The 23,362-nt window shown below is 68.1% G+C and carries 18 protein-coding genes; 7 read left to right on the forward strand and 11 right to left on the reverse strand.

Translation table 11 applies throughout. The features are described from left to right. Positions 1–42: 42 nt before the first annotated feature. The 3 genes from KEG38_RS25520 to KEG38_RS25530 are packed head-to-tail and all read right to left on the reverse strand — an operon-like array spanning position 43 to position 3,300. Positions 43–978, reverse strand: a complete 936-nt coding sequence (locus KEG38_RS25520; RefSeq protein ID WP_272422503.1) for a formylglycine-generating enzyme family protein — start codon at positions 976–978, stop codon at positions 43–45. 17 nt (positions 979–995) lie between these two features. Next, on the reverse strand, positions 996–2,009 hold the full coding sequence (locus KEG38_RS25525; RefSeq protein WP_272422504.1) for a PEGA domain-containing protein: 1,014 nt from the start codon (positions 2,007–2,009) through the stop codon (positions 996–998). Beyond that, a complete protein-coding gene (locus KEG38_RS25530; protein WP_272422505.1) occupies positions 1,987–3,300 on the reverse strand; it encodes a serine/threonine-protein kinase in 1,314 nt (437 codons plus the stop codon). The genes KEG38_RS25525 and KEG38_RS25530 overlap by 23 nt, the downstream gene beginning before the upstream one ends. 535 nt (positions 3,301–3,835) lie before the next feature. On the opposite strand from KEG38_RS25530, the gene KEG38_RS25535 reads away from it, so the two are divergent. Continuing rightward, complete coding sequence (locus KEG38_RS25535; protein ID WP_272422506.1) at positions 3,836–4,234, forward strand: four helix bundle protein; 399 nt, start codon at positions 3,836–3,838, stop codon at positions 4,232–4,234. A gap of 156 nt (positions 4,235–4,390) precedes the next feature. After that, positions 4,391–5,017: an RNA polymerase sigma factor gene (locus KEG38_RS25540; protein WP_272422507.1), complete on the forward strand. Its 627-nt coding sequence runs from the start codon at positions 4,391–4,393 to the stop codon at positions 5,015–5,017. A 99-nt stretch (positions 5,018–5,116) separates the two neighbouring features. Here KEG38_RS25540 and KEG38_RS25545 read toward each other — a convergent pair whose 3' ends face one another. The 4 genes from KEG38_RS25545 to KEG38_RS25560 all read right to left on the reverse strand — a co-directional run bounded on the left by KEG38_RS25545 (position 5,117) and on the right by KEG38_RS25560 (position 9,118). After that, on the reverse strand, positions 5,117–5,980 hold the full coding sequence (locus KEG38_RS25545; protein ID WP_272422508.1) for a hypothetical protein: 864 nt from the start codon (positions 5,978–5,980) through the stop codon (positions 5,117–5,119). Between the two features lie 66 nt (positions 5,981–6,046). After that, positions 6,047–6,850 (reverse strand): hypothetical protein, encoded by an 804-nt coding sequence (locus KEG38_RS25550; RefSeq protein ID WP_272422509.1) that lies wholly within the window; start codon positions 6,848–6,850, stop codon positions 6,047–6,049. 268 nt (positions 6,851–7,118) lie between these two features. Next, positions 7,119–8,345 carry a hypothetical protein gene (locus KEG38_RS25555; RefSeq protein ID WP_272422510.1) on the reverse strand — a complete coding sequence of 409 codons (1,227 nt, stop codon included), beginning with the start codon at positions 8,343–8,345 and terminating at the stop codon, positions 7,119–7,121. After that, positions 8,342–9,118, reverse strand: a complete 777-nt coding sequence (locus KEG38_RS25560; protein WP_272422511.1) for a hypothetical protein — start codon at positions 9,116–9,118, stop codon at positions 8,342–8,344. Before KEG38_RS25560 ends, KEG38_RS25555 begins: the two co-directional genes overlap by 4 nt. Positions 9,119–9,463: 345 nt before the next feature. On the opposite strand from KEG38_RS25560, the gene KEG38_RS25565 reads away from it, so the two are divergent. From KEG38_RS25565 to KEG38_RS25585, 5 genes are all read left to right on the forward strand, one after another. Next, positions 9,464–9,730: a hypothetical protein gene (locus KEG38_RS25565; protein ID WP_272422512.1), complete on the forward strand. Its 267-nt coding sequence runs from the start codon at positions 9,464–9,466 to the stop codon at positions 9,728–9,730. Between the two features lie 905 nt (positions 9,731–10,635). Next, complete coding sequence (locus tag KEG38_RS25570; protein ID WP_272422513.1) at positions 10,636–11,430, forward strand: hypothetical protein; 795 nt, start codon at positions 10,636–10,638, stop codon at positions 11,428–11,430. Between the two features lie 171 nt (positions 11,431–11,601). Further along, complete coding sequence (locus tag KEG38_RS25575; protein ID WP_272422514.1) at positions 11,602–14,634, forward strand: PAS domain S-box protein; 3,033 nt, start codon at positions 11,602–11,604, stop codon at positions 14,632–14,634. Positions 14,635–14,718: 84 nt separating this feature from the next. After that, entirely contained in the window at positions 14,719–16,689 is a 1,971-nt protein-coding gene (locus KEG38_RS25580) for an ATP-binding protein (protein ID WP_272422515.1), read from the forward strand. Positions 16,690–16,729: 40 nt separating this feature from the next. Next, positions 16,730–17,755, forward strand: coding sequence for a lysylphosphatidylglycerol synthase domain-containing protein (locus tag KEG38_RS25585; protein WP_272422516.1), 1,026 nt, complete (start codon positions 16,730–16,732; stop codon positions 17,753–17,755). Here the strand turns inward: KEG38_RS25585 and KEG38_RS25590 are convergent. From KEG38_RS25590 to KEG38_RS25605, 4 genes are read right to left on the reverse strand one after another with little or no spacing between them, the layout of a single operon-like run. After that, positions 17,672–19,060: a DUF362 domain-containing protein gene (locus KEG38_RS25590; RefSeq protein WP_272422517.1), complete on the reverse strand. Its 1,389-nt coding sequence runs from the start codon at positions 19,058–19,060 to the stop codon at positions 17,672–17,674. The genes KEG38_RS25585 and KEG38_RS25590 overlap by 84 nt on opposite strands. Next, positions 19,057–21,300 carry a glycosyltransferase gene (locus tag KEG38_RS25595; protein ID WP_272422518.1) on the reverse strand — a complete coding sequence of 748 codons (2,244 nt, stop codon included), beginning with the start codon at positions 21,298–21,300 and terminating at the stop codon, positions 19,057–19,059. Before KEG38_RS25595 ends, KEG38_RS25590 begins: the two co-directional genes overlap by 4 nt. Before the next feature lie 48 nt (positions 21,301–21,348). Continuing rightward, the gene (locus KEG38_RS25600; protein WP_272422519.1) at positions 21,349–22,398 is read right to left on the reverse strand and encodes an NAD-dependent epimerase/dehydratase family protein; all 1,050 of its coding nucleotides are present in this window, start codon (positions 22,396–22,398) and stop codon (positions 21,349–21,351) included. Between the two features lie 48 nt (positions 22,399–22,446). After that, entirely contained in the window at positions 22,447–23,169 is a 723-nt protein-coding gene (locus tag KEG38_RS25605) for a hypothetical protein (RefSeq protein ID WP_272422520.1), read from the reverse strand. Between the last annotated feature and the right edge of the window lie 193 nt (positions 23,170–23,362).

A 23,362-nucleotide genomic window follows, 5' to 3' on the forward strand; every position in this document is an offset into this window, starting at 1 on the left:
CAGCACACGTTCGGGACGGCTTTGCAGTCGACTGGCTGGCGCTCATTTTTCGCGCGCGCAGCGGAACCCGAGGAAGGCCTCGCGGCTCTCGGGTGTGAACCCGAGCTCGAAGGTGGTCGCCAGTCCCTCCGTGGAATGTGCGAAATCTCCGCCGCGGGCCTCCCGGCCATTGTCCTCGTCTTTATCGCTGAGGTTCGCGCAATCGTTGCAGGGCGTCGGATGTGTGCCGTGGTAATCCAGAAGCCACTCCGACATGCTTCCCGCCAGATCAGCGTGCCCCGATTCTCCATCGCCGGCGGGCGATCTCGATCCGACGCGCGGGATCAGGCACCCCATGTTGGTGGTATCGCAGCCATACGCGGCGAGGTCCGGGGTCGGCGTGGCCTCGCCCCACGGATAGGTCCGTTGCTCGTTGCCGTGGGCGGCCGCGTAGTTCCACTCGGCTTTCGTCGGGAGACGGGCTTCGTCCCAGGCGCAGAAGGCGAAGGCGACGTACCAGGAGACGCAATTGATGGGGAGCTCCTCGTTCGGGCCTGGTCCGTCGGTCCACGTCCGAAAATTCGGATCACAGCCCAGCGAAGCTTCGAGCTCCGCCCGATCTCTGGGCAAATGGTCGTCCCAGCCAGGATCCCACCCGCTGCCCGCGAGCCGCGGGTGGCTCCCGTGGTCCTTTTGGGGCTTGTTCTGTGGATATCCCGCGACGAACTGCCGAAATCGACCCACCGTCACCTCGAAACGATCGAGCCGAAAATCAGCGACCGTGGCGGGGAACTGAGGATCGTTGACGCGGTTGAACGTGCCGCCCAGCACGACCGCGTCCGCGCAACAGCTCTCGTCGCCGTCCGGCCCGCAGCGGGGCTCGACCCGATCACACCGCGGCAGCGAGAACACGTTTGGTTCCACGTCCGGAAAACACGCGGTCGAGGCGACCGAGAACAGGGCCGTCGCAGCAGAGAGCTCGACGACAGGAAGCCGCATTCGATCACGTCCGTGCATTAGAAGCTCCCCACGATCGTCGCGCCCGCGCCGTCGGGTGCAATCCACGGGAGCGTAATGGCCGTCCGCGTCGGCTCCTTCGCAAACCGCGATCCGGCGATCCCCACGATCGCAGCCCCGATCACGATCATCCCCGCGCTGCCCAGCCCGACGAAGAGTCCGAGATCGCGGTTTTTGCGCGCATTGTCGGCTGCGTAGTCGTACCCAGGGTTGCAATAGGTACCGCCCCGGACGTCGCGACAGTTTTCTTGCAATGCGCCGATCGCAGCCCGGTTGTCGACGAGGAATCCGATCGCCGCCCCGGAGAGCCCAATTCCGACGGCCCCGGCGACCCACGCCCAGGCGGGGACGCCACCTCCGGTCTTCCCGTCTGCTCTGGCCTCTGGTTCGGGCTCGAGCGCCAGCTCGACTGTGACGCTTTTGCCCTCCTCGAGCGTGACCGTGCGGGTCTCCGTCTTGTGGCCGGGCGCGCTCGCGCGGATCTCGTGGGGGCCCGGATCGGCGGGCAGCGGTTCGCCGAGCGCTGCAGGAAGGAGTGCCTTGCCATCGCGCTGCACTTCGAGACCCGCCGGCGCGTGCGCGACCACGACACGGAGCTTCGGCACCCGCGGCGAAAGCGCCGTGATCCCGTTGTTCGCGATTTCCTCGAGGCCTCTCCGCCGCTGCTCCCCATGGGTCTCGTGGTTCAGACCGAGGGCGCGGTGGTAGTCCTCCCAGGCCGAGGCGAGCTTGCCCTCCTGCTCGTGACACCGGGCGAGATTGAGCGCGGTGCTCGCCGAAGGGTGCAGCGCGAGGCTGGCCTCGAACTTTGGACAACCTGCGGCATAGTCGCCATTCTCGACGAGCGATCGCCCGGCCTTGAAAAGCGCCTCCGCGGCCGCCGCATCATGCGCCTTGGGTTCCTGCGCGCCCGCCCCGGAGGCGCAAACTCCGAGCCCCACAGCACACGCAAGCCCCGCGATCCGCGCTGGAACGCCGCAAACGCGGATGTCACATATGCTGGAGTAGGTCATCGGTCTTCCTCGAAGGGGCAGGAGGGGGGCGGCGGCCGGCCTTCCCTGAATGCGTCGACGTGGACGGCGGGGCCGCTGAGGCGCTCGGCGATGCGGACACAAGAGGCGTCGTGTCGAGCAGCAGCGCCGCCTCGGGCGCCGCGAGAGCGGCGCTGGGCGGCGAGGGCTCCGCTGGCGCTTTCGCCTGGGGCCCTGCGAGCACATCGGGCGGCGAAGGCGCGCGCAGCCATGCGAAGAGGCCGAGGCCAAGCACCGCTGCGGCGATGGCCGCGCCGATCGTGATCGCGGTGCGTCGGCCACGGCTCGGCAGCGGGGTGTGAGGCCGCGTCTGGGCCGACGGCGACAGCGTACCCATTTCGGGTTGGGACATGGGGATCGGGGCCGCAATCTCGATGCCGGAGCCGATGTCAGGCCCGGAGCTCCTCGATGCATGCACCCCGACGTTCCTGGCCAGGCTCGCAAACGCCTCGACGAGCTCGGCCGCGCTCTGGAAACGCTGTTTTGGATCTCGCGCAAGTGCGCGCTGGAAGAACCCATCGATCTCGGGGCCGAGGTCGGGCGCCACCTCCGAGGCGAGCGGAATGGGCGCCGTGCAGACATCCACGAGCACCTCGCCGATCTCATCGCCCGGGAAGGGGAGCCGGCCAGTGAGGCACTGGAATGCAATCACGCCGAGGGACCAGAGATCGGTGCGGTGATCGACGTGGTTGCTCCTGCGTACCTGCTCCGGGCTCATGTAACTCGGGGAGCCGAGCAGCGCGCCGGTGCGCGTCGCCTGTGCGCCTGCGATGAGCCCGGTGGACTTTGCGATCCCGAAATCGACGACCTTGACGATCTGCTCGTCGCCGAGGCGAGCGAGGAAGATGTTTCCGGGCTTGAGATCGCGGTGAATGAGGCCGAGTTCGTGCGCGCGGCGCAGAGCCTTGCCGACCTGCTCGAGGATGTCCAGGGTGGCCCGGAGCGACAGCCGGCGCTCGCGTGCGAGGCAGGCCGCGAGATCCTCCCCCTCGAGGAGCTCCATCACGATGTAGGGCGATCCGTCCTCGACACCATAATCGTGAACCTGCGCCGCATTTGGGCTCTTGAGGATGGCCGCGACCTTGGCCTCGCGCTCGAAGCGCGCGCGCAGGTCGGCGGAGGAGGCGACCTGCGGCGCCATGAACTTGATCGCGATATCCACGTCGAGTTGCAGGTGTCGAGCTACCCACACGCTGCCCATTGCGCCCCGTGCCAGCGCACGTTCGAGACGATAACGACCTGCGATGATGCTGCCTGTCGTGTGCTCGGGCACGAACCGGAAGATACTGGAGTTTTTGCGCTCCGTCCACCCGTGCAGAGCGAATCACGTCACGAAAACTTCGCAGGCGAAGGCGTTGAGAATGCAGCATTCACACGTCCAGGGCGTCGTGCCCAATCCCGATCGCGCTCGACGGTGCACGTTTGTTCTGGACATATATGTCCTCCAGCAGTGCGATCGTTGCCCGAAATGCCTGGACGACCCGCAAACCGCGAGACGATTCCATTTTCGTGGAGCGCCCGCTCGGCGATGGCCACGAGCGGCTCGAGTCCAAACGGCTTGGCAAAGGACGAGCCTCGCTCGCCAATTGCGGCAGGCAAGAGACCCTCCGTAATGGCGAATGACGCTTGATCAATCCTTTCTGCGGCGACGCGTATCATAATGCCCCCGCAAATACCGCGGGATCCCGGTGGTGTGGTGCCGCGGTAGCACCCGAATCCGCTTCCCGCACCCGCAGGCGCAGACGTGCAGCCCCTTCGCGTTCTCAACCTCCGCCCACGCTGAACACACCTCCGGCTGATGCCACCGGATGAACCGCGGGATCCCCACGCAGTGGTGCCACGGCTTCACCACGACCCGCCCCCCGCACCCGCAGGCGCACCTGTACCCCTTCGCATTTTCAGCCTTCGCCCAGGCCTCCGCCGCACCCGCGGGCGTGGGCCGCGTGGACAACTTCACCGTTCCATCTAACACGAGAGGCCGTGTCGCCGTTTGGCGAAAGGTCAACATTGCAGAGGGAATGGGCAACCACGCCGGTACGAAGCGGCAGCGCTACGCCTCCGCCCTCGGCTCGGCACGGGAGGTGCTGGCATGCGTCCAGGTCGCCCAGGCCATGCGTTATATCGGTAGCGTCGATGGGCGCGCGCTCGACCGAATGGACCGCGTCATCGCCACCCTCGGACGCCTCGTCTACCGCCGCGCATCCTGAACCAGCAGGGTGGGCCGCCCTCTGCACGGGCGGCCCACCCTTTCCGCCTGGATCACGGCCCCCATTGCGGTGCTCCTCGTCCCATTCCCTATGGATCGCAGGTTCTCCCCCGACGAACCAATCTTCACCTTTCGTGATTGCCTTCCCCCACGATTCATGAGACAAAAGCAAGCGACGCCAGCCGGTGCTTCCAACACCGACCGGCGTCTGACCTGCAAACCCCGAGCTAACCGGAGTTCACAAGCTGTGACCAATCTAGACGTCTGCCCTGAATCCGCCAAAAAACCGGTAACCTTTCCCTCCCCGGAGGCATCCTTCGAGCGGTTTTACCGCGAATCCTGGGGCTTCGTTCGTTCTGTCCTCCTCAAGCGTGGCGTCCCGGAGCGGGAAGCGGACGACCTCACGCAGGAGGTCTTCGTGGTCGCGTGGCGACAGCGTGACTCCATGGTTTGGGACAGGCAGGCGCGAGCGTGGCTCTACACGGTCGCCGGTTATATCGCCGCGAACCATTGCAAGCTTGCGCGGCACCGGACGGAGGCGTTCGTCGCCGAGCTGCCCGAGCCCGCGGTCCATCCGCAGGTGACGCAGGCCATGGACGCGACCCGCCTCCTCTGGAGGGCCCTCCCAAAGCTCGGCGAAAAGCTCGCCCCCGTGCTGATCGCCTACGAAATCGAAGGCCGCTCGATGCCGGAGATTGCCCGCGCGCTCGGGATCCGCCTGAAGACCGCCTACGCCCGCCTGCAACTGGCCCGCAACCGCCTCGCGCACTGCGCCCCCGTCTGACGCTCCCGCTCCCGCTCCCGCTCCCGCTCCCGCTCCCAAACCCGCTACCGCTACCGCTCCCGTGCGTCGAGGCTTGTTGAGCCGCGGACGCTTGCGCCTTCACTTGGCCTGTACAATGGGCTTTCGCTTGAAGGGGTCGATACCACTTGGCTTCGGCTCCTCGGGAAGCTCGGGCGAGCCGGGCCAGGTAATGCCGGCTTTCTGAAGGCGCCGTTGAGCGAAAAGCAGGTCCTCTGGACCGAGCGGCTTGGGAAACAGCGTCGCGAGCTCGTCGGCCGTGAATTCCGTGGGACCCTGCATCCGCCGATCGACCACCGTGTCGATGAGCGCGTGAATGGGTGCGTCCCTCGTGCGGGCGCGCTCTGCTGCGTGCGCGGCAAGTTCTCCGAGTACCCAGAATGGTAGCCGACCGTTTTGGAGCATGCCCCATGGGACAAGTCGCATGACGCCAAGCAAGGTAGGGGCGTCGAACATGGAGCCCCCGACGCGATCGCCGTGCAGCCAGAAGCCAACCCCGGCCAACCTTTCCGAATACATTTTCTTATTGGGTAACTTTCCATTGTACAAATCGCTGAACGTGTCGAGCATGCTGGCGGCCATCTGAAATGCTGGCTCCAGCTCAGCGGGAAGCCCTGGCACAGCCCCGCGCACATCCTCTGGGCCACCCGTCACCGTGTCAGGCGTCAGGCCGAAGTGAGCAATCGGGCCAAACCCAAGCTCGTACGCGAGACCAACGACGCCTGCTTCGGTCCACGCCACGACGTCGTACGCTCCGCATCCGTCGCGGGTCATGAAGGCGCCACGCTGGACGTCGCCTGTCCACTCCGAGATGTCGCAAACCGGGTACGCCGGGCCATTCGGGAGCGTGGCGAGGATGGCTTCCACGTAAGCGCGCAACGCGGCGCGCACGATGGCATCTCGGTCGAACACGAGGCGTCCGCGGGGATGGTTGCGCGTGACCATGAGGCCTCGACTAGGCCACGTGGGTCTCGGCGTCAACGTGCTCGTCGCACGCGTCCGGCTGCCGCGTCAGGGCGTGTACGCCGGCGCGGCGTTGAGCCGTTTCACCTCCTCGGCCGGCGGGTTTTTATTTAAAAGCCAGTTGTTCAGCGCCCGCGATATGACCGCAGCGTTCTTCGTCGAGTTCGTGCCCCACGGGCAACTGCGCTTGTCCTTCATCGGCACGACGTGGTGCACCTCCGGGTACGTCGCGACGGGATCCTCTGGATCCGGGAGGACAAGCGGCTCCTCGCATATCACCGACTCGCACTTCTCATTCGTGCAAGGCCACTTGAAGCCCGCGAGATCGGAGTGGATCTCGCCCACGCCCGCGTCGCCCTTGTGCGCGTTACGGTTGACCTGGAGAATATAGTTCCTCTGGCTGAGGGCATCCCCGCTCTCGTCAACCATGCCGCTGAAGCATTTGTTGAACGGCTGCGCGAGTCCGAGGGTTGGCGGCTCGGACAAATTGCGGTACGGACCATTGACCTCCACCAGCACGCCGTCGACCTCGACGAGCGGCGTCTGCCTCGGCGCGGGTTCATGGCTGATGACGATGTGGATCGCGGGGTCCGGCCCGACCTGGCGAAAGTAGTTCTCCGTGCCGGCGATGGGCTCGCACGCCGGGTAGTTCTTGTCGTAGGGCGCCGCTCCGAAGACCTCTGCGACCCGCACGCCCTCGTCGCACGCTTCCTGCGGGGTCTTGTAGAAACAGTTGAACGTGGGGGTGGGGCCCTCGGACATGTAACAAGCGTCGCCGAACGCGGCGATGTACTTCGCGCGCAGCGCGAGGTCCATGCTCGGATTGCCGAGGAGCGGGATGCGATAACGCATGCACGGCTCGGGCATCGTTGCCGCACATCCGGTCGACGTGTCGGTCGGGATGTCGGGTGGAGCCGGGCACGCCTTGAGAGGCCCCGGATCGGGAGGTGATCCGCACGCACCCATCATCCCTACCGCACCAAAACCCAACCCCAGCACGCCCAGCATGACCGAGCGGAGTCTCGTCATTGCTTGCATGGTGTACTGAGTCGCACGTGCATCGGCTCGGCGGCAACGGAAAACCAGCCAGGGGGCTCACGATGCGCCCGGGAACCGAGCGTCACATGATGGTGACCGGGTCGGCGGGAGCCGGCGGGAGCCGCCGGAGCGGTACACAATCAGATTCCACTTGCCGCTCCCGCTCCCGCTTCCGCTCCCGCTTCCTCTCCCGGTCCCTCCCGAATCCGAAGCCCACCGCCGAGCCGACTCGCTCCTCTGTGGTGTGGTCAGATCCTTCCCCCCCGGGCAAACACAGGAGCTTCCCCGTCACCGCCTCGCAGAGGTCGAGCGCCGGCCCCGCATACGGCAGGAACCCGATCGCAATGCGCGATGATGCATGCACCAGCGTCTGCATCACCTCCGCATAGTCCCCAAAGTGGTCTCCGACGTCGGGCACCTCGACCCACGGCACCTCCGACGACGTCAGCGAATACTCCCACGGATCATCCGGCGAAAACCCGGCCGCCCGCGCCTCGCCCGTCACCAGATCCGCCACCGCGTCCGCCTGCGCGCCGAAATGTTCGAGCAGGCTCGCGAGCTCGTCCTTCAAATCCTGAACGCTCTTCTTCAGGTCGGAAAGAAGCTGCACCAGCGCTTCCCGCGTGGCCTCGTCGACCACGTCTCCGTACCGCTCCAAAATCGCGTCGAGGTCCACCTCGCTGATCTCGTCGAGCGGCCGGGACACGAGATCATGCAGCTCCGTATCGAGCTGCTGGAGCAGGTCGAGCCTCTCCGCGAGGTTCGCGGCCTTCGCCGCGTTCTCGATGAGCCATTTCCGCTCGGCCGCGATCTCGACCTCCAGGTTCGCGATGTCCCGCGCGAGGGGCGGATTGATCTCCGAAAGCGAGAGACCGACCTGCGTACTGCCGCTGAAGGCCGTCCCGTCACGCCGGACGTTGAACAGCGGCTTTTGGATACCGAGCGGGATCGAGACGAGGGTCACGAAGTTCTGCTGGTGAACGCAGGTATCGTTGCCCATGGCGTTCTGGGTGCCGAAGGTGAATTCGTTCGTGCCCATGCGGAGGAGCACGGAGTTGGACGGGGCCTCCGCCACGTTGCTCTTCGGGCCGTTCGGGATCGAAACGTAGGCCCCCGGAACCTCGAAGGTCGCGAGCGGCATCCGGTTCGCGTGGAAATAGTCGCCCCCGGGGATACCGAGGCGGGCGTCCTCGCAAGAGTTGCTCTCCTGGAGCATCTCCCAGTGAACGCTGTACGGCGTCCCCGCCCGCGCATGCGCGGGCGTCATCAGCACGAGCACGACGATCCAGAAAACAAGCAAGCGATTCATGTCCCCTCCGCGCCGCGCAAAGCGGCGTCGTGCAAAACGGCAGCCCCCTTCACATCGCCCGCCGCGAGCTTCGCTGCCGCCACATCGAGCAACGCGCCGCCCACGCCTTGCGCCTTCATCGTCGAGAGCCCGGTCTGGATGAGCTCCGGCAGGGTGGTCGCGCGGTACGTCGCCGCCGTCTTGAAATGCGGACGCATCTCCGCGCAGCCGGCCTCACGCCACGACGACGAGGGCAACTCGCAGAGCGGGCGCATCTGCAAGAAGGCCGTGACCTCGTCGTATCGCTTCGCGAGGTACGGGAGCGATAGCTTCACGCCTTGGGGCGGCGCCTGCTCGAACGCGAGCACATGCGCCTCCGCGCTCTCGTGAAACGTCGCCTCCGCCTTCGCAATCTTCGCCTCCGCGACCGTGTCCCGCACGGCTTGGCTCTCGTCGAGCAATTGCAGCGCTTGCCTCCGCATCGTGATCCCGAAGAGGAGCGACATCGCCGCCCGGTCGCTCCTGGCAATACGTCGATCGACATACCCGAGCATCGCGTGGATCGAGCGCTGCGCCCCGGAGGTCATGTCCGGGCTCTGCACGCCATGCGTGACCATGAAATCCGCGTGCGGCGTGAGCGCCTCTTGCGATGTGACCTCGAATTGGGTGATCTCCGCGGAGAGCGTCATCGCCCGCAGCACCATCTCTTGCGGCCCTGCGCTCGCGCCATGCGCCGCTTCGAAGCTCGCTTGCTCGCCCCCTGTCGACGCCGGAGAGGGCGGCCTTCGATGCATCCACCTCCTTGGTCGCGCGGCGAGTACACGAACCTTGACTCGGCTTGCTCACATGGCGAACATGACCACCATGAGATTCATTCGTGCCACCATACTCGTCACGGCCTTCGCCTCGATGGTCCCTGCTTGCACGACTGACCCCACCGAAGCGGATCGCGACCCATGCGCTAGGAAGGCCGGAGCTTGTCACAACGCTTGCTACAAGGCCGACATGGGAGAGAAGTGCCACGCTTGCTGTGACGACAACGGCTCGTCGTGCGCCAACGATGGTGGTTATCGTTTTTACTCGTGTCCCGACAAAGAATAGCCGCAATGAGAGACCCGGCCATCGGGGCGCTGTCCATGATGATTCGACGTTCAGTGGTATTTGCGGGGCTCGTCCTCGTGCTCGGCGCGGGCTGCAGCACGCGCGAAAAGCCCAAGGGCCGTTTCGACGGGATCGATGGTGGATTCACGCCGCGTAAAGAGTGCAACGTGCCGTCGATGAACTGCTACAATGGTTGCTTCCGACGAAATGAAGGCCCCATTTGCACGGGCTGCTGTTACGACCAGCGGTTCCTCTGCGACACGCAGCAGCCCCACTCCTTCGAGTCCTGCGGCGGTACGCAATAGCCATACGCTCACATGACGAACGCCGCGACGAGGTAATCCCCTCGTCCCATCTGGAATCCCCTCCTGCGATGAGCTGTGGCCCATCTATCAGGAGGACGAACGGGTCCGGCAAGACAAATCACGGTGTGCGCGGACGTTGTCAGTCCGGGGTCGAGCCCCGTGCCGCGTGGCCTTGCCCCTGCCCCCTCCCGGGTCGAACCCCCTCTGCCGACCCTCGCCCCCACCCCATTCCTCGCGGGGCCCCCAGCCGCGACGCCCGCGCCCCTCGTCGTGCCTCGCCCGGGCCTCGACTCGCCTGGCTACCACCCACCCCATTTCCTTCTCGATCGCGGACAAAGGTGGACCTGCCCCACCCATCTTCCGACACGCACCTGGCATCGGGTGCTCGCCCCCCGAAAAAGCGCCATCTCGAACCCGAAAACGGCGGACCTTCGCCCTCGAAAGACGCCATCCGAACCTCGATCGCGGCGGCATGGGCCCCCTTCGTTCGGGCCTCGAACCCCGACAGCGACGGGGTGCTGCCTCCTCGGCCCAAAGTCGCCACAGAAAATGGGCGGAGGGCACCCTGCCCGCACCCGGTCGGTGTCGCCAAACGGGAGGGTGTAACCCGCCTTGGCCCGGGGTCCGGCGACGCGAGGCGTGACCCTCACCCACTTTTGCCCGCGCTCGTGTTCCAAATGCGGACCCTCGAGGCCACCCGGGCCCACGTCCGAGGCCCGCGAGGCGAGACCTCCACCCACCACGCCCCCGGTGCGACCTCCACGCTTCGAGCTCCCAGCCCTCCCGCGCTCGGGATGGTGTCGGGACCACGAATCTCCCTTGCCTTCCGGGTCGACGTCGATGCAACCTGCCGTCCACACCACGTCCAACCCGCAGGGGGGCCGACGTGTCCGAGGACTGCCTGCATGGAACCTTTTCTCGACGCCCTGTTCCGCCTCTACACGTTCTCGACCGGTCGGCGGCTCTTCGCCCTGCACCAGGTGCGAAAGCTCGCCCTGGCTTCTGGACTCACGGACCTCGTGGTGCACACGGGCAACGCGATCGCCTATGACACGGACACACGCGCGCTGGAGGCGCGATGGGCTGGTCGAAAGCAATCGACGTTTTCGCCCGAAGCCAAGCAGCTCGATATCTACGTCGACGCCGCCCTCGGCGCCCTCCGCGACGGCGCCGATGCGCAGATTCGCGCCTGCGCGCCGGGCGATCCGATAGCCGACGCGGCGCTGAAGATGCTCGACGTCCTGTTCCCGAAGGGCGTGGGCGCCATCACGACGCTCGGCTTCGTGGACGAGCTGGCCGAGGTGAACCGCATTCTGGAGCGGGTGAACGAGCCCGATTACAAGGCTCTCGTGACGGAGCTCGGTCTCACGCGGCAGGTGGCGCGGCTCATGACCCTCGAAGGGCAATACCGCGCCGCCATCGAGGGCCCCGGCGGGACCTTGACCTACGCCACGGTGAAGGACGCGCGCACGAAGGGGCAATCCCTCATGCTTCAGGCCGTGGCCATGATCCTCGGCAAGTATCCCTCGGACAGCGAGGCGGATCGGAAGGCGCGCGGCGCGCTCCTTTCGCCCATTCTCGTTCAGAACGAGGCGATCCGGCGCTACCTGCGCGACCGCAAGCCCATCGAGGACGTGAACCCGGAGACGGGCGAGATCGAGCAGACGCCACCGGCGCAGGACGCGACGCAAACCCCCTGACAGTCCGCCCTGGCCGCACGACGCCGCGTTCTCCGGCCCGTTCGGGTTTTGCGATCCGAAGGGCGATCCTCTGCCTTTTACCGCGATCCCCAGGCCGCTCGTTTGTGAAGCGCGCGCCAGCATCGACCGCGCCCTTGCGCGCGCCGCGCCACGCGCGAGATAGTTTCGGTCTTGCCGAGCCTTCTCCCCGCCTCGATCCTCGGACGCACCTCGCCCGTGCGCGCTTTGCTCGAAGCCGAGCTCCGCGCCGCCGGCTTCGACGTGCTCCCGAACGAGGATCCGGGCACGCTCGGCGACCCGTCCCTCGTCGTCGTCCTCGACCTCGAAGGCGACGCCCCCCGAACCGCCCTCGACGCTTGCCGCACGACCCGCGCGCGCCTCGACGCCGCTGCCCTCGCGGTCGCAACCGATCGCGACGATGACGCCCACCTCCGCACGCTCGTCGACGCCGGCGCCGACGAGCTCTTCGTCCTCCCGCACGACGCGCCACGCCTCGGTCCGCGCCTCGCCGCGATCCGCCGCCGCGTCGAGACGACCCGACGCATCCTCGACGACAAGCGCGACATCGAGCGCCGCCACGAGTACCTCTACGAGCACGCGCCGATCATCCTGCACTCGATCGACGCCGAAGGCCGCCTCGTGAGCGTCAGCGACGGATGGCTCGACGCGCTCGGTTACGAGCGCGCCGAGGTCCTCGGCCGCCGCTCCGTCGACTTCATGACCGAGGCCTCCCGAGAGCTCGCCCTCGCGCGGATCCCCGAGCTCTTCCAGCGCGGCGTCGGCCAAGGCAGCCGATACGAGTTCGTGCGCAAGGACGGCAGTCTCCTCGAGGTGGTGATGACCGCGCTCGTCGAGCGCGACGCCGCGGGCAAGAGCCTCCGCACCTTCGCCGTCTCGACCGACCTCCGCGAGGTCCGCGAGGTCGAGCGGGCCCTCGCGCGGGCCAACGACGAGCTCCACACCCTGCTCGCCGCGTTCCCCGACAACATCTTCCGCGTCGCCGAAGACGGCACCGTGCTCGAAGCGCACTTCGGCCGGCGACAGCGGCGCCGCAGCGTCGAATCGCTCCCCGCGCTCGTCGGCAAGAACCTCACCGAGATCCTGCAGCCGCTGCGGGCGCCGGAGGTCCTCGACGCCATCAAGAAGGTCCGCGGGACGACCGACGTCGTCTCGCTCGAATACGAGACGCTGGGCACCGACGGAGCCCCCATGTTCCGTGAAGTCCGCGTCGCCGCCCTGCCCCGCGGCGAGGCGCTGATCCTGAGCCGCGACGTGACGGAGCTCCGCCACTCGGAGGCCCTCCTCCGCGAGAACGAGACGCGCCTGCGCGCGCTGCTCGACAACGCCCCCGTGGTCCTCTGGGCCGTCGATCGCGAGGGCATCATCACCTTCGCCGAAGGCAAGGGTCTCGCGCACCTCGGCTTCCGGCCAGGCGAGCTCATCGGCACCTCGGCCTTCAACCTCCCGACGGTTCCCGGCAGTAGTTTGCCGCAGGTGCGCGAGCCCCTCGCGGGACGGGCCTACATGGGCGAGGTCGCGATCGGCCGTGTCTGGTTCGAGCACGTCTCCTGGCCCCTCCGCGACGCCTCGGGCGAAGTGACGGGCGCGCTCGGCGTCTCCACCGACATCACCGAGCGTCGCCGCGTCGAGCTCGCGCTGCGCGAGAGCGAGCGGCTCGCGCAGGCCGTCTTCGAGAACGCCCCCGTCGGCATCCAGATCTTCGGCCCCGACGGCACCTCCGTGCAGATGAACGAGGCGCACCGCAACCAGCTCGGCCTGCCCAGCAAGACCTACGGCGTCGGCGTCTTCAACGCCCTCACCGATCCTCTCCACGTGAGCACCGGCATGGACCAATGCTTCGCGCGCGCCTACGCGGGCGAGGTCGTCGAGATCCACGGCCAGGACGTGAACCTCGACATCTACGGCAACACCTGGAGCAGCTCGCGCGCGCGCCTCGTCTTCGACACCATCCTCTTCCCCATCCGCGACGGCGCCGAGACGCGCGCCGTCGTCGCCTTCTGCCGCGACGTCACCGAGCGCAGGCACGCCGAGGCGCGCCTGCTCCTCGCCGATCGGCTCACCTCCCTCGGCACCATGGCCGCCGGCGTCGCCCACGAGATCAACAACCCCCTCTCGTTCGTCCTCGCGAACCTGGAGTTCGTCGCGGAGGCCCTGCGCGCCGCGCCTCCCGACGCCGACACGTACGAGGCCGCGACCCAAGCCCTCGACGAGGCCCTCGAAGGCGCCAAGCGCATGCGCGCCATCGTGCGCGACATGGGCACGTTTTCCCGCGCCGACGGCGATGCCGCCGAGCGCGGCCCCATCGACGTGCATGCCGTCCTCGACAAGTCCATCCGCATGACCCACCACGCCCTGCGCCACCGCACCCGCGTCACGCGCGCGTTCGGCGACGTGCCCCAGGTCATCGGCAACGAGGCGCGGCTCGGCCAGGTCTTCGTCAACCTCCTCGCCAACGCCGCGCAGGCCATGCCCGATCGCCCCGAGTCGGAGAACGAGATCCGCCTCGTCACCCGATCGATCGACGGCCGCGTCCTCGTCGAGGTCGTCGACAACGGCGTCGGCATCCCGCCCGACCGCCTCACGCGCATCTTCGATCCGTTCTTCACGACGAAGCCCGTCGGCGAGGGCATGGGCCTCGGCCTCTCGGTTTGTCACAGCATCGTCACGTCCTTCGGCGGCGAGCTCCTCGTCGAGAGCACGCCTGGCACGGGCTCGATCTTCCGCGTGATCCTCCGGCCCGCCGAGCTCACACCTCGCTCGCGCAGGGGCCTCCGCCCCTCGGGGCGCGGCGACAGGCCTCGTGTCCTCTTCGTCGACGACGAGCCCTACGTCTGCACCGCCGTACGCCGCATCCTCGGCCGCGACATGGATCTCGTCTGCGCCTGCGGCTCCGAGGAGGCGCTCGGGCTCGTCCGCGCGGGCGAACGTTTCGACGTCGTCCTCTGTGATCTCATGATGCCCGGCACGAGCGGCGTCGCGCTCTACGCCTCCCTGCTCGAGCTCGATCCCGCGCTCGAGTGCCGCGTGGGTTTCTTGACGGGCGGCGCGTGCACCGACGAAGTCCGGTCGTTCGTGGGCGACGTCGGCGATCGGCTCCTCTTCAAACCGTTCGAGGCTGAAAGCTTTCGCGCGCTGGTCTCCGCGCTCGCCTCGGGCAGCATGCCTCCGAGGAGGGTGGGCTAGGCGCCAAGGACGACGCTCGCTTTTGCGTCGCCCCTCATCCGCAGGCTCCCGCTACGACGACCGAGGTTTTATGGAGCGGCACGGATGCCGTCTCGTGTCGACTTCCTCCCGGGAACGTGGAAAGGCCCGCGGCACGGGACGAACTCACCCGCCGGCCTCTTCCTGGTGCTCGGCACGGTCGGTGGGACGGTCGTGCTGCGCGAGAGCCTCGCACCGCTGCTCGGCGCGTCCTCGCCCATGCTCGCGTTCGTCCTGCCGGTGACGATCTGCGCCGCGCTGGGCGGCTTCTGGCTCGGCATCCTCGCCACGATCTGCGCACTCGGCGCGGGTTACTTCTTTTTCATCGAGCCCGTCCACGCGCCCACGCTGACGAGCCCCGCCGACCTCGCCCGGATCGGACTCTTCACCTGCATCGGCGTCGCCATCAGCGCCGTGAGCGGCCGCATGCATCGCGAGGTCGCGCGCAGCCGCGAGGCCGAGCGCATCATCGCCGAGCGTGCCCAGGCAAGCGCGACGAACGCCCAGCATTTCCGCACCCTCGTCGCCTCCCGCACCCTCGGCGTCGCCACCTTCCGCGGCGACGCGATCGTCGATGCGAATCCCGCCTTCCTCGACCTTCTTGGTTGGAGCTCCCACGAATTCGCCGAGCTCGACGGCAAGCTCACGTGGAGCGAGCTCACGCCCTCCGAGCACCGCGGCGCCGACGACCTCGCCGCCCGGCAGCTCCGGACGGTGGGCTATTGCGCGCCTTACGAGAAGGAGTTCTTCCGGAAAGACGGCAGCCGCGTCCCGGCCTTGATCGGCGGCGCCGTCGTCCTCGGCCGCGACGGGCGCGACCTCACCGGCATGTTTTACGTCGTCGATCTCTCGCGCCTCCGCCGCGCCGAGCAGGCCCTACGCGAGAGCGAGGCCCGCCTCCGCCTCGCGCTCGACGCCGCGCGCGCGGGCTCGTGGGCCTGGGACGTGGCGACGAACCACCTCGTCTGGTCCGAGCGCAACTACGAGCTCTACGGCGTCGATCCGAGGTGCGTCGCGACCGTCGAACGATGGATCGAAGCCATCCACCCGGACGATCGCGCCCGCATCGTGGACGAGTCCGAGCGCATGCTCGCGAGCGGCGCCGAGCACTTCCGCCTCGAGCTCCGCGTCGCCCGCGGCGCGCACGGGATCCGCTGGATCGCCGCCCTCGGACAGGTCCACCGCGACGAACGAGGAAACGTCGTGCGCGCCGCGGGTTTGACCCTCGACATCACCGAACGCCGCAACATCGAGGAGAGCGAGCGCGCCGCGCGCGCCGAGGCCGAGCGCGTGAGCCACCTCAAGGACGAGTTCGTCGCGACGCTCTCGCACGAGCTCCGCACGCCGCTCACCTCCATCCTCGGCTGGGCCCAGGTCCTCTCGCGCTCGCCCCACGGCGGCGACAAACCCCATCGGGGCCTCGAGGTCATCGAGCGCAACGCCCGCGTCCTCTCGCAGATCGTCTCCGATCTCCTCGACGTCAGCCGCATCGTCACGGGCAAGATCCACCTCGACGTCGCGCCCTTTGATCTCGGCGCCGTCGTCGCCTCCGCGACCGAGACCGTGCGCCCCTCCGCCGAGCAGAAGGGCGTCGCGCTCGACGTCAGCGTCACGCCGATCGGCGAGCCCCTCCTCGGCGACGACGCTCGCATCGAGCAGCTCCTCTGGAACCTCCTCTCGAACGCGATCAAGTTCTCGCCGACGGGCGGCCGCGTCGAGGTCGTCGTGCGCCCGCAGCGGGGCCGCGCCGTCATCGTCGTCCGTGACTCCGGCCAGGGCATCGCGCCCGAGTTCTTGCCGCACCTCTTCGAGCGCTTCCGGCAGGAGGACGCCTCCTCGTCCCGGCGTTACGGCGGCCTCGGCCTCGGCCTCTCCATCGTCAAGCACATCACCGACCTTCATGGCGGCCGCGTGGTTGCCGAGAGCGCGGGCCCGGGCCGCGGCGCGACCTTCACCGTCGAGCTCCCGCTCGCCTCCGAGGGCCGCGTGATGGCCGCTCGCCTCGCCTCCCCCGAAGCCGTGCGGCGGGCCGGCTGATCGACCTGCTCCTCTGCCGAGATCTGGTAACGTCGCGCCGATGGCCGAAGCGCCTCCCCGCCCCGAAGGCGAGCACCCTCGATCCCTCGTACGCGCCGTCCTGCCGTTCGTCGTCTCGATCGCCCTCGTCGCGTTCGTCCTCGCGCGCCTCGATCTCAAGGCTTTCCAGGAGCAACTCGCGCGCGTCTCGGCGCCCTCGTTCCTCGCGTTCGCGGCCGTCTTCGTGGTCTCGCTTTGCGCCGCCGACAGCTTGGCGACCGTGCTCGTCTATCGCCGGTCCGTCGCGCCCATTCGATTTCGTGATTTTTTCATCCTCCGCGGCGCCTCTTACCTGCCTTCGCTCCTGAACCACCACGTCGGCCAGGCCTTCCTCACCGTCGCCCTTTCCCGCATCCACGGTGTCCCCCTCGCCCGCGTCGCCGGCGCCACGCTGCTCGTGTACGCCTCCTGGATGGGCTCGATCCTGGGCCTCTCGTGTGTCGCCATCGTCCTCGGCGACAAGCCCCTTCTTTGGCTCGCCGTGCCCCTCGGCGCGGGCTCTCTTTACCTCGCGCTCCTCGCGATTCGCCCGGCGCGCCTTTCCTCTCTTCGGGTCCTCGCGCCCCTCTTCGAGGCTGGCGTGCGAGGCCACCTCTGGGCCCTCTTCGCGCGCCTCCCGCACCTCGTCGTCCTTTTCGTCGGCACGTGGGTTCCGTTCTGGTTCTTCGACGTCCGCATTCCCCCGGCGCCCGCGTTTGCATTCATTCCCGTCCTGATGGTCGCGGTCACCTTGCCCATCACGCCGCAGGGGTTTGGCACGCGCGACGTCCTCGCGGCCACGCTGCTCGAACCCTTTGCCCCGTTCCCCACGCATGAAGAGCGCCTCGCGGCCATCGCGGCCTCGACCACCGCGTGGGGCGTGGCCATCACGCTGATCGAGATCGTCTTCGCGCTTTTGCTGCTCCGCTTCGTGACGCCGATTCCGACGACGACGAGCGCTCCGTTATCCGAGGCTGGGCCAGCTCCGGGGCGGCCGGAATTTCTTCCCGAAGGGCAGCCCGTCGCGCCGGACGATCCTCGCGGCTAGATCGGCCCGCGACACCATTCCCACAGCCTCCCGGATCATCGCCATCCGCGCCGGGTCGAACCCCATTTCCTCCGCGGCCGTCGCGTCCACGATCGCCGGATCGAACCCGCCCACGAGCGTCCCGGCAACCACCGGCGTCGCCCCGAGCGGCCCTTCCCCCTCCCCCGCCACGATCCCGTCCACGAGCGCGAGGTAACGACGCACGGGTTCGTCGTGCAAAACGCCGTCGCGATCCACGAAAAAGAGGATCCGGTTCAGATCCAGAATGGTTCGCCAGAGCGTATCGTTGCCCTCCCAGCTCCCGTCGATCACCTTCGACGGCGCCCCGAGGCGCGCGAGGCGCGCAACCAGCGAATGGTCGCCGGGCAGCGGGAAACGCGAGAGTTTGTCCTCGATCCGCTCCGCCAAACCTCGCGGCCGGTCGAACTCGTCGCCGCCCACGGAAGGGTCCCCGGCCGTGAAATGCGGGAGCCAGTATTTCTCGTTCGTGAATCCGATGACGCTCTTCAAGGCCAGCGTGACGCCGGTCTTTTTGTGCGTCTTCATCTTCGGCAGGTTGATCACCACGTCCGCGTCGAGCACCGTGCGCGGCAGGCTGTACTCGTGTTTCCCGCCCGTGTGGTGCGGGACCGGCGTCTCGTAATGGCTGCGGTGAAACCGGAGCCGCTCGCCCGGCGGAGCTTCGCTTCGCGCAAACGCGCTCCGATCGCCGAGATCCACGACCCGATACCCGCGCGGATCTCCCGGAAGCTTCGTGCGGACGAGCAGGCCGAGGTTGTACGAGAGGCCCCCGCGCCGCACGTCGTCGAGCGCGAAATACGGCGCGACCCGGAAATACCGCAGGTCCACGAAATCGACGTCCGCGCCGCCCCGACGCAGGTGATCGATCACCGCGAAGATCCCGAGCGGCCCCGCGACCTTCTCGATCTCGCAGCCCTCCACGGGCGAATCCACGACCCGCACGCAGCCCGCCGGCCCCGCGGCCCGGAGCGCATAATCGAGGACGGGCCGCAGAAGCGCGCCGTGCGTGCTCGAAGCCCACAGCTTTTCGCCCGTGATCTTCTCGTGGAGGTTTTTCGAGGAGACCAGGTTTGGCTTGACGATCACCCGATCGCCCGGCCGGATCAAATCGCCGAGCGGGTTCCATTCCGGCGTCCCGGCCCGCGCCGCGTCGAGCGCGAGCTCCCGGAAAAGCGCCTCCACCATGGCGTAGATCGGGTTCGGCGGATCGAACGGCGGCACGCCGCCCGCGGCGTACGTCGTCCCCGGGCGGGAGACGATCGCGACCGAGGACGCCTGTGTCATGCGCGATTCGCCTCGCGGTCCACGCTCGGCCGCACCGAAGCGGAACTGCGCTGGAAATCGATCCCGAGCTTGGAGACGGCCGCGACGCGCTTGCCCGTGCGCACCATCGCCACCTCGTCCACGAATTCGACCGAGATCCCGAGGTCCTCGCCGAGCACCTCGCGGAACTTCGCCAGCACCTCGTCGAGCACGTCGTCCGAATAACGCCCGCCCTTCACGACCCGGAACGTGATCGCCCCGAGCGCCTCCTGCACCACCTGGAACTGCTTGATCGCGTGATCGTACTCCTTCAGGTAATGCGCGAAGAACGTCCCCGGCACGAACCGCCCGTCCGTGCCCTGGATGATCGATTGCACGCGCCCTTCGATCGCCCCGATCCGCGGCGCGCCCCTCCCGCACGTGCACGGCGCGAGCGGATCCATGGCCTCCGCGAGGTCGCCGATTCGATACCGGATGAACGGCATGCACATGTTCGTGAGGTCGGTGATCACGACCTCGCCGATCTCCCCGGGTTTCGCCGGTTCGCCGCCCTTCAAGATCTCGACGATGTACCCCTCGGCGACCACGTGGTGCCCCGCGTGCGCCTCGCATTCGTAAGCGATGCCCGAAAACTCGCGGCTCCCGTATTTGTCGAACACCGCGCACCCGAACGCCTGCTCGATCACGCGCCGGCTCGGGAGCGGGAGCGTCTGCGCGCTCGACATCACGGCCCGCGGCCGCACCGAGAGATCTCCGTGCGCCCGCAGGTACCGCGCCAGGAAATCGAGCGCCTCGGCATACCCGTCGAGCAAGACGGGCTCCGCCTCCGCAATGGTACGGACCATCGCCGCGAGGTTCTTCTCGCTCATCTCGAAGACCGGCACGAACGTCCGATTCGAGAGAATCGCGTCCGCGCGCTCCTTCCGGATCTGGCTCTTCGACATGCCGATCGTCTGGTGCCAGAGCCGCACGCAAGGATCCCCGAAGCGATACCCCGTCCACTCCTGGGCCCGGAGCGTCGCCGCCCAGCGCGATTCGAGCTGCACGCGGTCGGCGTAACAGACGAACGGCTCGCCGGTGGATCCGCTCGTCGCGATGCGCAACACCTGCGATTTGTCGTGGTTCTCCGACATGATGTCGAAGTAGAGGTGCTTGCGGATGTCGGCCTTCGTGAGGAGCGGCAACTTGTGCAAATCCGCTTGCCCCCGCACGTCCTCGGGCCGGAGCCCGCGCTCCTGCATGCGGGCGCGGTAATACGGCACGTTGCGGTACGCATGCCGGACGAGGCGCCGGAGTTTTTCGTCCTGGAGCTCCCGCGTCTCCGCGACGCCGAGCCATTGCGTCTTGCAGAGCGTCTCGTAGTAATGCTCGACGTCCCGCGTGATCATCCAGTGCGTGCTGTCGAACGCCGCGAGATACGAGCGCCAGCGCATTTCCTGCACGGGCGTGCGCGGCGGCGTGCGATCCGCGACCGGATGGCGCCGCAAGAACTGGTGCGCGGCGTCCGGCGGCGGGCGGCTCACGCGGTACTCCCACGCCGCCTTTCCGATGTCGACGAGCGAGAGCACGCTCGCCCGCACGGCCGTCTTTTCGAGGAAGCTCGTCCCCTGCCGCCGCTGCTCGAAGATCGTCTCGATCTCCCTGTACGAATACCCCTTCGCGTGCGCGGCGACCATGATGAACGATTGCCAGTAAAAATAGGTCCCGCGGTACGTGAGCAGGTCGAGCATCACCTCGCGGGCGCACATGACGAACCCGCTCTTGTTGTCCGAGAGCTCCATCCCGAACACGCCGTTGAGCAGGTGATTGAGCCCGCGGCTCAGGTGATATCGCTGGTCCTTGCGACGCCCGACCGCGCTGCGGAAGCCCTGCACCACGTCGACGCTGTGGTCGTAGAGCGCGCGCCGCAGCCGCAGGAGATCCTCCGGCTGGTACTGCAGATCCGCGTCGATCGTCGCGACGAGCTTGCCCCGCGACGCACCCACGCCCGTTCGCCACGCCGCCGCGATGCCCCGGTTCTCCGGGTGAAAGCAGCCCACGATCCGGCCCTCGGACGCGGCCGAGAGCTCGCGGATTACCGCCGCCGTGCCGTCCTTCGAGCCGTCGTCGACGAGCACGAGCTCCCCGACGAGCCCGCCGACCTCGAAGACACGAAGCACGCGCGCCGCGAGCTCGCGCAGGTTGAGCTCCTCGTTCAGGCACGGGACGATGACGCTGAGCTCGATCGGCGATTCGGGAACGGGGTGCGCTTGTTCGGTCATCGGAGAGCAGATCCTCGGCCTTCGGGAACGCGAAATGCGCCGCGCAGTCTACTCCACGACGCTGCCCGGGGAAGCCGCGCGGGAGGCTTGTTGATACGCGGGCGCCTTGCCCGCGAGTTCCGCGGCGTACCGGCTGATCCCTTCGAGCGCGCGCATGCGTGGCGTCCAGCCGAGCTCGCGCACCGCCTTCGACGCGTCGTACACGACGTCGCGCGAGAGGAGCTTCACCACGAAGGGCGTGAGCGGCGGCGTCTCTTTTCGGCCTGCCAGCGAGAAGACCGCCGCGAGCGACTTCGCCGCCGCCATCGCCGCCGGATACGGGAGCGAGAGGCGCGGCAGAGGTAGCTCGGCCGCGCGCGCGATCGCCTCGAACACCTCGCGCACGCTCGGCGGACGCGCGTCGACCTCGTCCATCACGTTGAACGCCTCGCCGCCGAGATCTCGCCGCTCCGCGGCCCGCAGGACGACGTCGACCACGTGATCGACCCACACGACGTTCAGCGGCGCGCGCCCGCCGTCGACGAGGAGCATCATCCGCTTGCGTAAGGTCGCGAGCGCGCGTGGCAGGAAGTTCCGATCGTGAGGGCCGTAGATCATGGGCGGACGCACCGCGATCACCGAGAGCCCGAGCGCGCTCCCCCGCTCGTGCGCGAGCCGCTCGGCATGCGTCTTCGTGTCCTCGTAGGGCAAACCGCTCGTGCGCGTCGGCCATGCCTCGGTCACGCGCCCGTGGTCGGGCCTGCCGTACACGGCCACCGACGAGACATGCACCACGTGCGGCACGCGCGCCTCCGCGGCGGCCTCGATCACCGCGCGTGTCCCGCCCACGTTCACGCGCTCCATCTCGGCCGCGTCCGTCGGCTCGCCGACCATGGCAGCCGCGTGCACGACCACGTCCGCGCCGTGCAGCACGTCCGCGAGCGCTCGCCGATCCGCGATGTCTCCGCCCACGACACGCACGCCGATTCGCGACAGCGCGCGCGCGTCGAGGCGCGCCGGATCCCGCACGAGCCCCGTCACCTCGTGCCCTGCTTCCCGAGCGATCTCGCAGAGCCTTCGCCCGACGCCGCTCGTGACGCCCGTCGCCGCGATCTTCATGGCGCCGAGGGTGGCACGCGTCTCCGCGGCCTTCCAGCCGCAGCGCGGCTAGTGCCGCGATGGACGCGTCGTCGGAGCGGGCACGCTCGACGTCCGCTCGGTGCGCGGGGGCTCGCCCACTTCGGAAGGCCTGCGCGGCGGATCACCGACCTCCGAGGCCCGACGCGGCGGATCACCGACCTCCGAGGCCCGACGCGGCGGATCACCGACCTCCGAGGGCCGACGCGGCGGATCACCGACCTCCGAGGGCCTGCGCGGAGGCTCCTGCGAAGACCGGAAAGGCGTGGCCGTCGGCAACGACGAGATGCGATCGCTCCGGTGCGACTCGAGCGCCTGTGGCCTGCGCGGCGCGAGGCTCACGGGCGGCGCTTCGCCGCGCACGCTCTGGCCGCGCAGGTACTCGAGCGCCTCGGCTTCGTCGTGAAAAACCTCGGCGCCCGCGCCGTCCTCGCGCAGGTGACGCTTGACCTGCAGCGCGCCGACCGCCGTCTTCACGATGATCGCGGCGCCGCGAAACCCTCGAAAGAGCCGGGGCCGAAAGCGCCGCATGGTCTCCTCGAACTGCGGATCGTTGCGCCGCGGCCCCTCGCGGAGATCCACGAGCAGCTTCTTCCGATCGCGCCCGATCTCGTCGAACGCAGCGATCACCGCCTCGAGGTCCTGCTCCATCATCCAGGTGTCGGGGTAATCCCGCGGCGTCCTGCGCATGATGAGGATGTGCCCCGAGCCATCCGTCTCCACGAGGTGATACGGCGTCTCGAGCTCGATCATCGCCGTCCAGCATAAACCGTTTTCGGGCGGTGAGCTTGCCTTCCGTGGTAGCGTCCGCCTGCCGAAATGGCGCCTTCACGCCCTTCGCGAGGACCTATGCGACCCATCAAAAACGTGCTCGGCGTGGCCTTCGCGGCCGCCGCGACCCTGACCTCGATCCTCGGCACGACGCGCGACGCGCGGGCCTGAGGCG

This window comes from Polyangium jinanense, from assembly GCF_028435265.1.
Lineage (GTDB): Bacteria > Myxococcota_A > Polyangia > Polyangiales > Polyangiaceae > Polyangium > Polyangium jinanense.

Coding starts and splice junctions, on each gene's coding strand:
- KEG38_RS25545 (WP_272422508.1), bottom strand. CDS start 5,980: ATGGTCACGCGCAACCATCCCCGCGGACGCCTCGTGTTCGACCGAGAT.
- KEG38_RS25555 (WP_272422510.1), bottom strand. CDS start 8,345: ATGAATCGCTTGCTTGTTTTCTGGATCGTCGTGCTCGTGCTGATGACG.
- KEG38_RS25600 (WP_272422519.1), bottom strand. CDS start 22,398: ATGAAGATCGCGGCGACGGGCGTCACGAGCGGCGTCGGGCGAAGGCTC.
- KEG38_RS25550 (WP_272422509.1), bottom strand. CDS start 6,850: ATGCGTTATCGCATCCCGCTCCTCGGCAATCCGAGCATGGACCTCGCG.
- KEG38_RS25595 (WP_272422518.1), bottom strand. CDS start 21,300: ATGACCGAACAAGCGCACCCCGTTCCCGAATCGCCGATCGAGCTCAGC.
- KEG38_RS25520 (WP_272422503.1), bottom strand. CDS start 978: ATGCGGCTTCCTGTCGTCGAGCTCTCTGCTGCGACGGCCCTGTTCTCG.
- KEG38_RS25525 (WP_272422504.1), bottom strand. CDS start 2,009: ATGACCTACTCCAGCATATGTGACATCCGCGTTTGCGGCGTTCCAGCG.
- KEG38_RS25580 (WP_272422515.1), top strand. CDS start 14,719: ATGCCGTCTCGTGTCGACTTCCTCCCGGGAACGTGGAAAGGCCCGCGG.
- KEG38_RS25605 (WP_272422520.1), bottom strand. CDS start 23,169: ATGATCGAGCTCGAGACGCCGTATCACCTCGTGGAGACGGATGGCTCG.
- KEG38_RS25560 (WP_272422511.1), bottom strand. CDS start 9,118: ATGCATCGAAGGCCGCCCTCTCCGGCGTCGACAGGGGGCGAGCAAGCG.
- KEG38_RS25540 (WP_272422507.1), top strand. CDS start 4,391: ATGAGACAAAAGCAAGCGACGCCAGCCGGTGCTTCCAACACCGACCGG.
- KEG38_RS25585 (WP_272422516.1), top strand. CDS start 16,730: ATGGCCGAAGCGCCTCCCCGCCCCGAAGGCGAGCACCCTCGATCCCTC.
- KEG38_RS25590 (WP_272422517.1), bottom strand. CDS start 19,060: ATGACACAGGCGTCCTCGGTCGCGATCGTCTCCCGCCCGGGGACGACG.
- KEG38_RS25535 (WP_272422506.1), top strand. CDS start 3,836: ATGAACCGCGGGATCCCCACGCAGTGGTGCCACGGCTTCACCACGACC.
- KEG38_RS25570 (WP_272422513.1), top strand. CDS start 10,636: ATGGAACCTTTTCTCGACGCCCTGTTCCGCCTCTACACGTTCTCGACC.
- KEG38_RS25565 (WP_272422512.1), top strand. CDS start 9,464: ATGATTCGACGTTCAGTGGTATTTGCGGGGCTCGTCCTCGTGCTCGGC.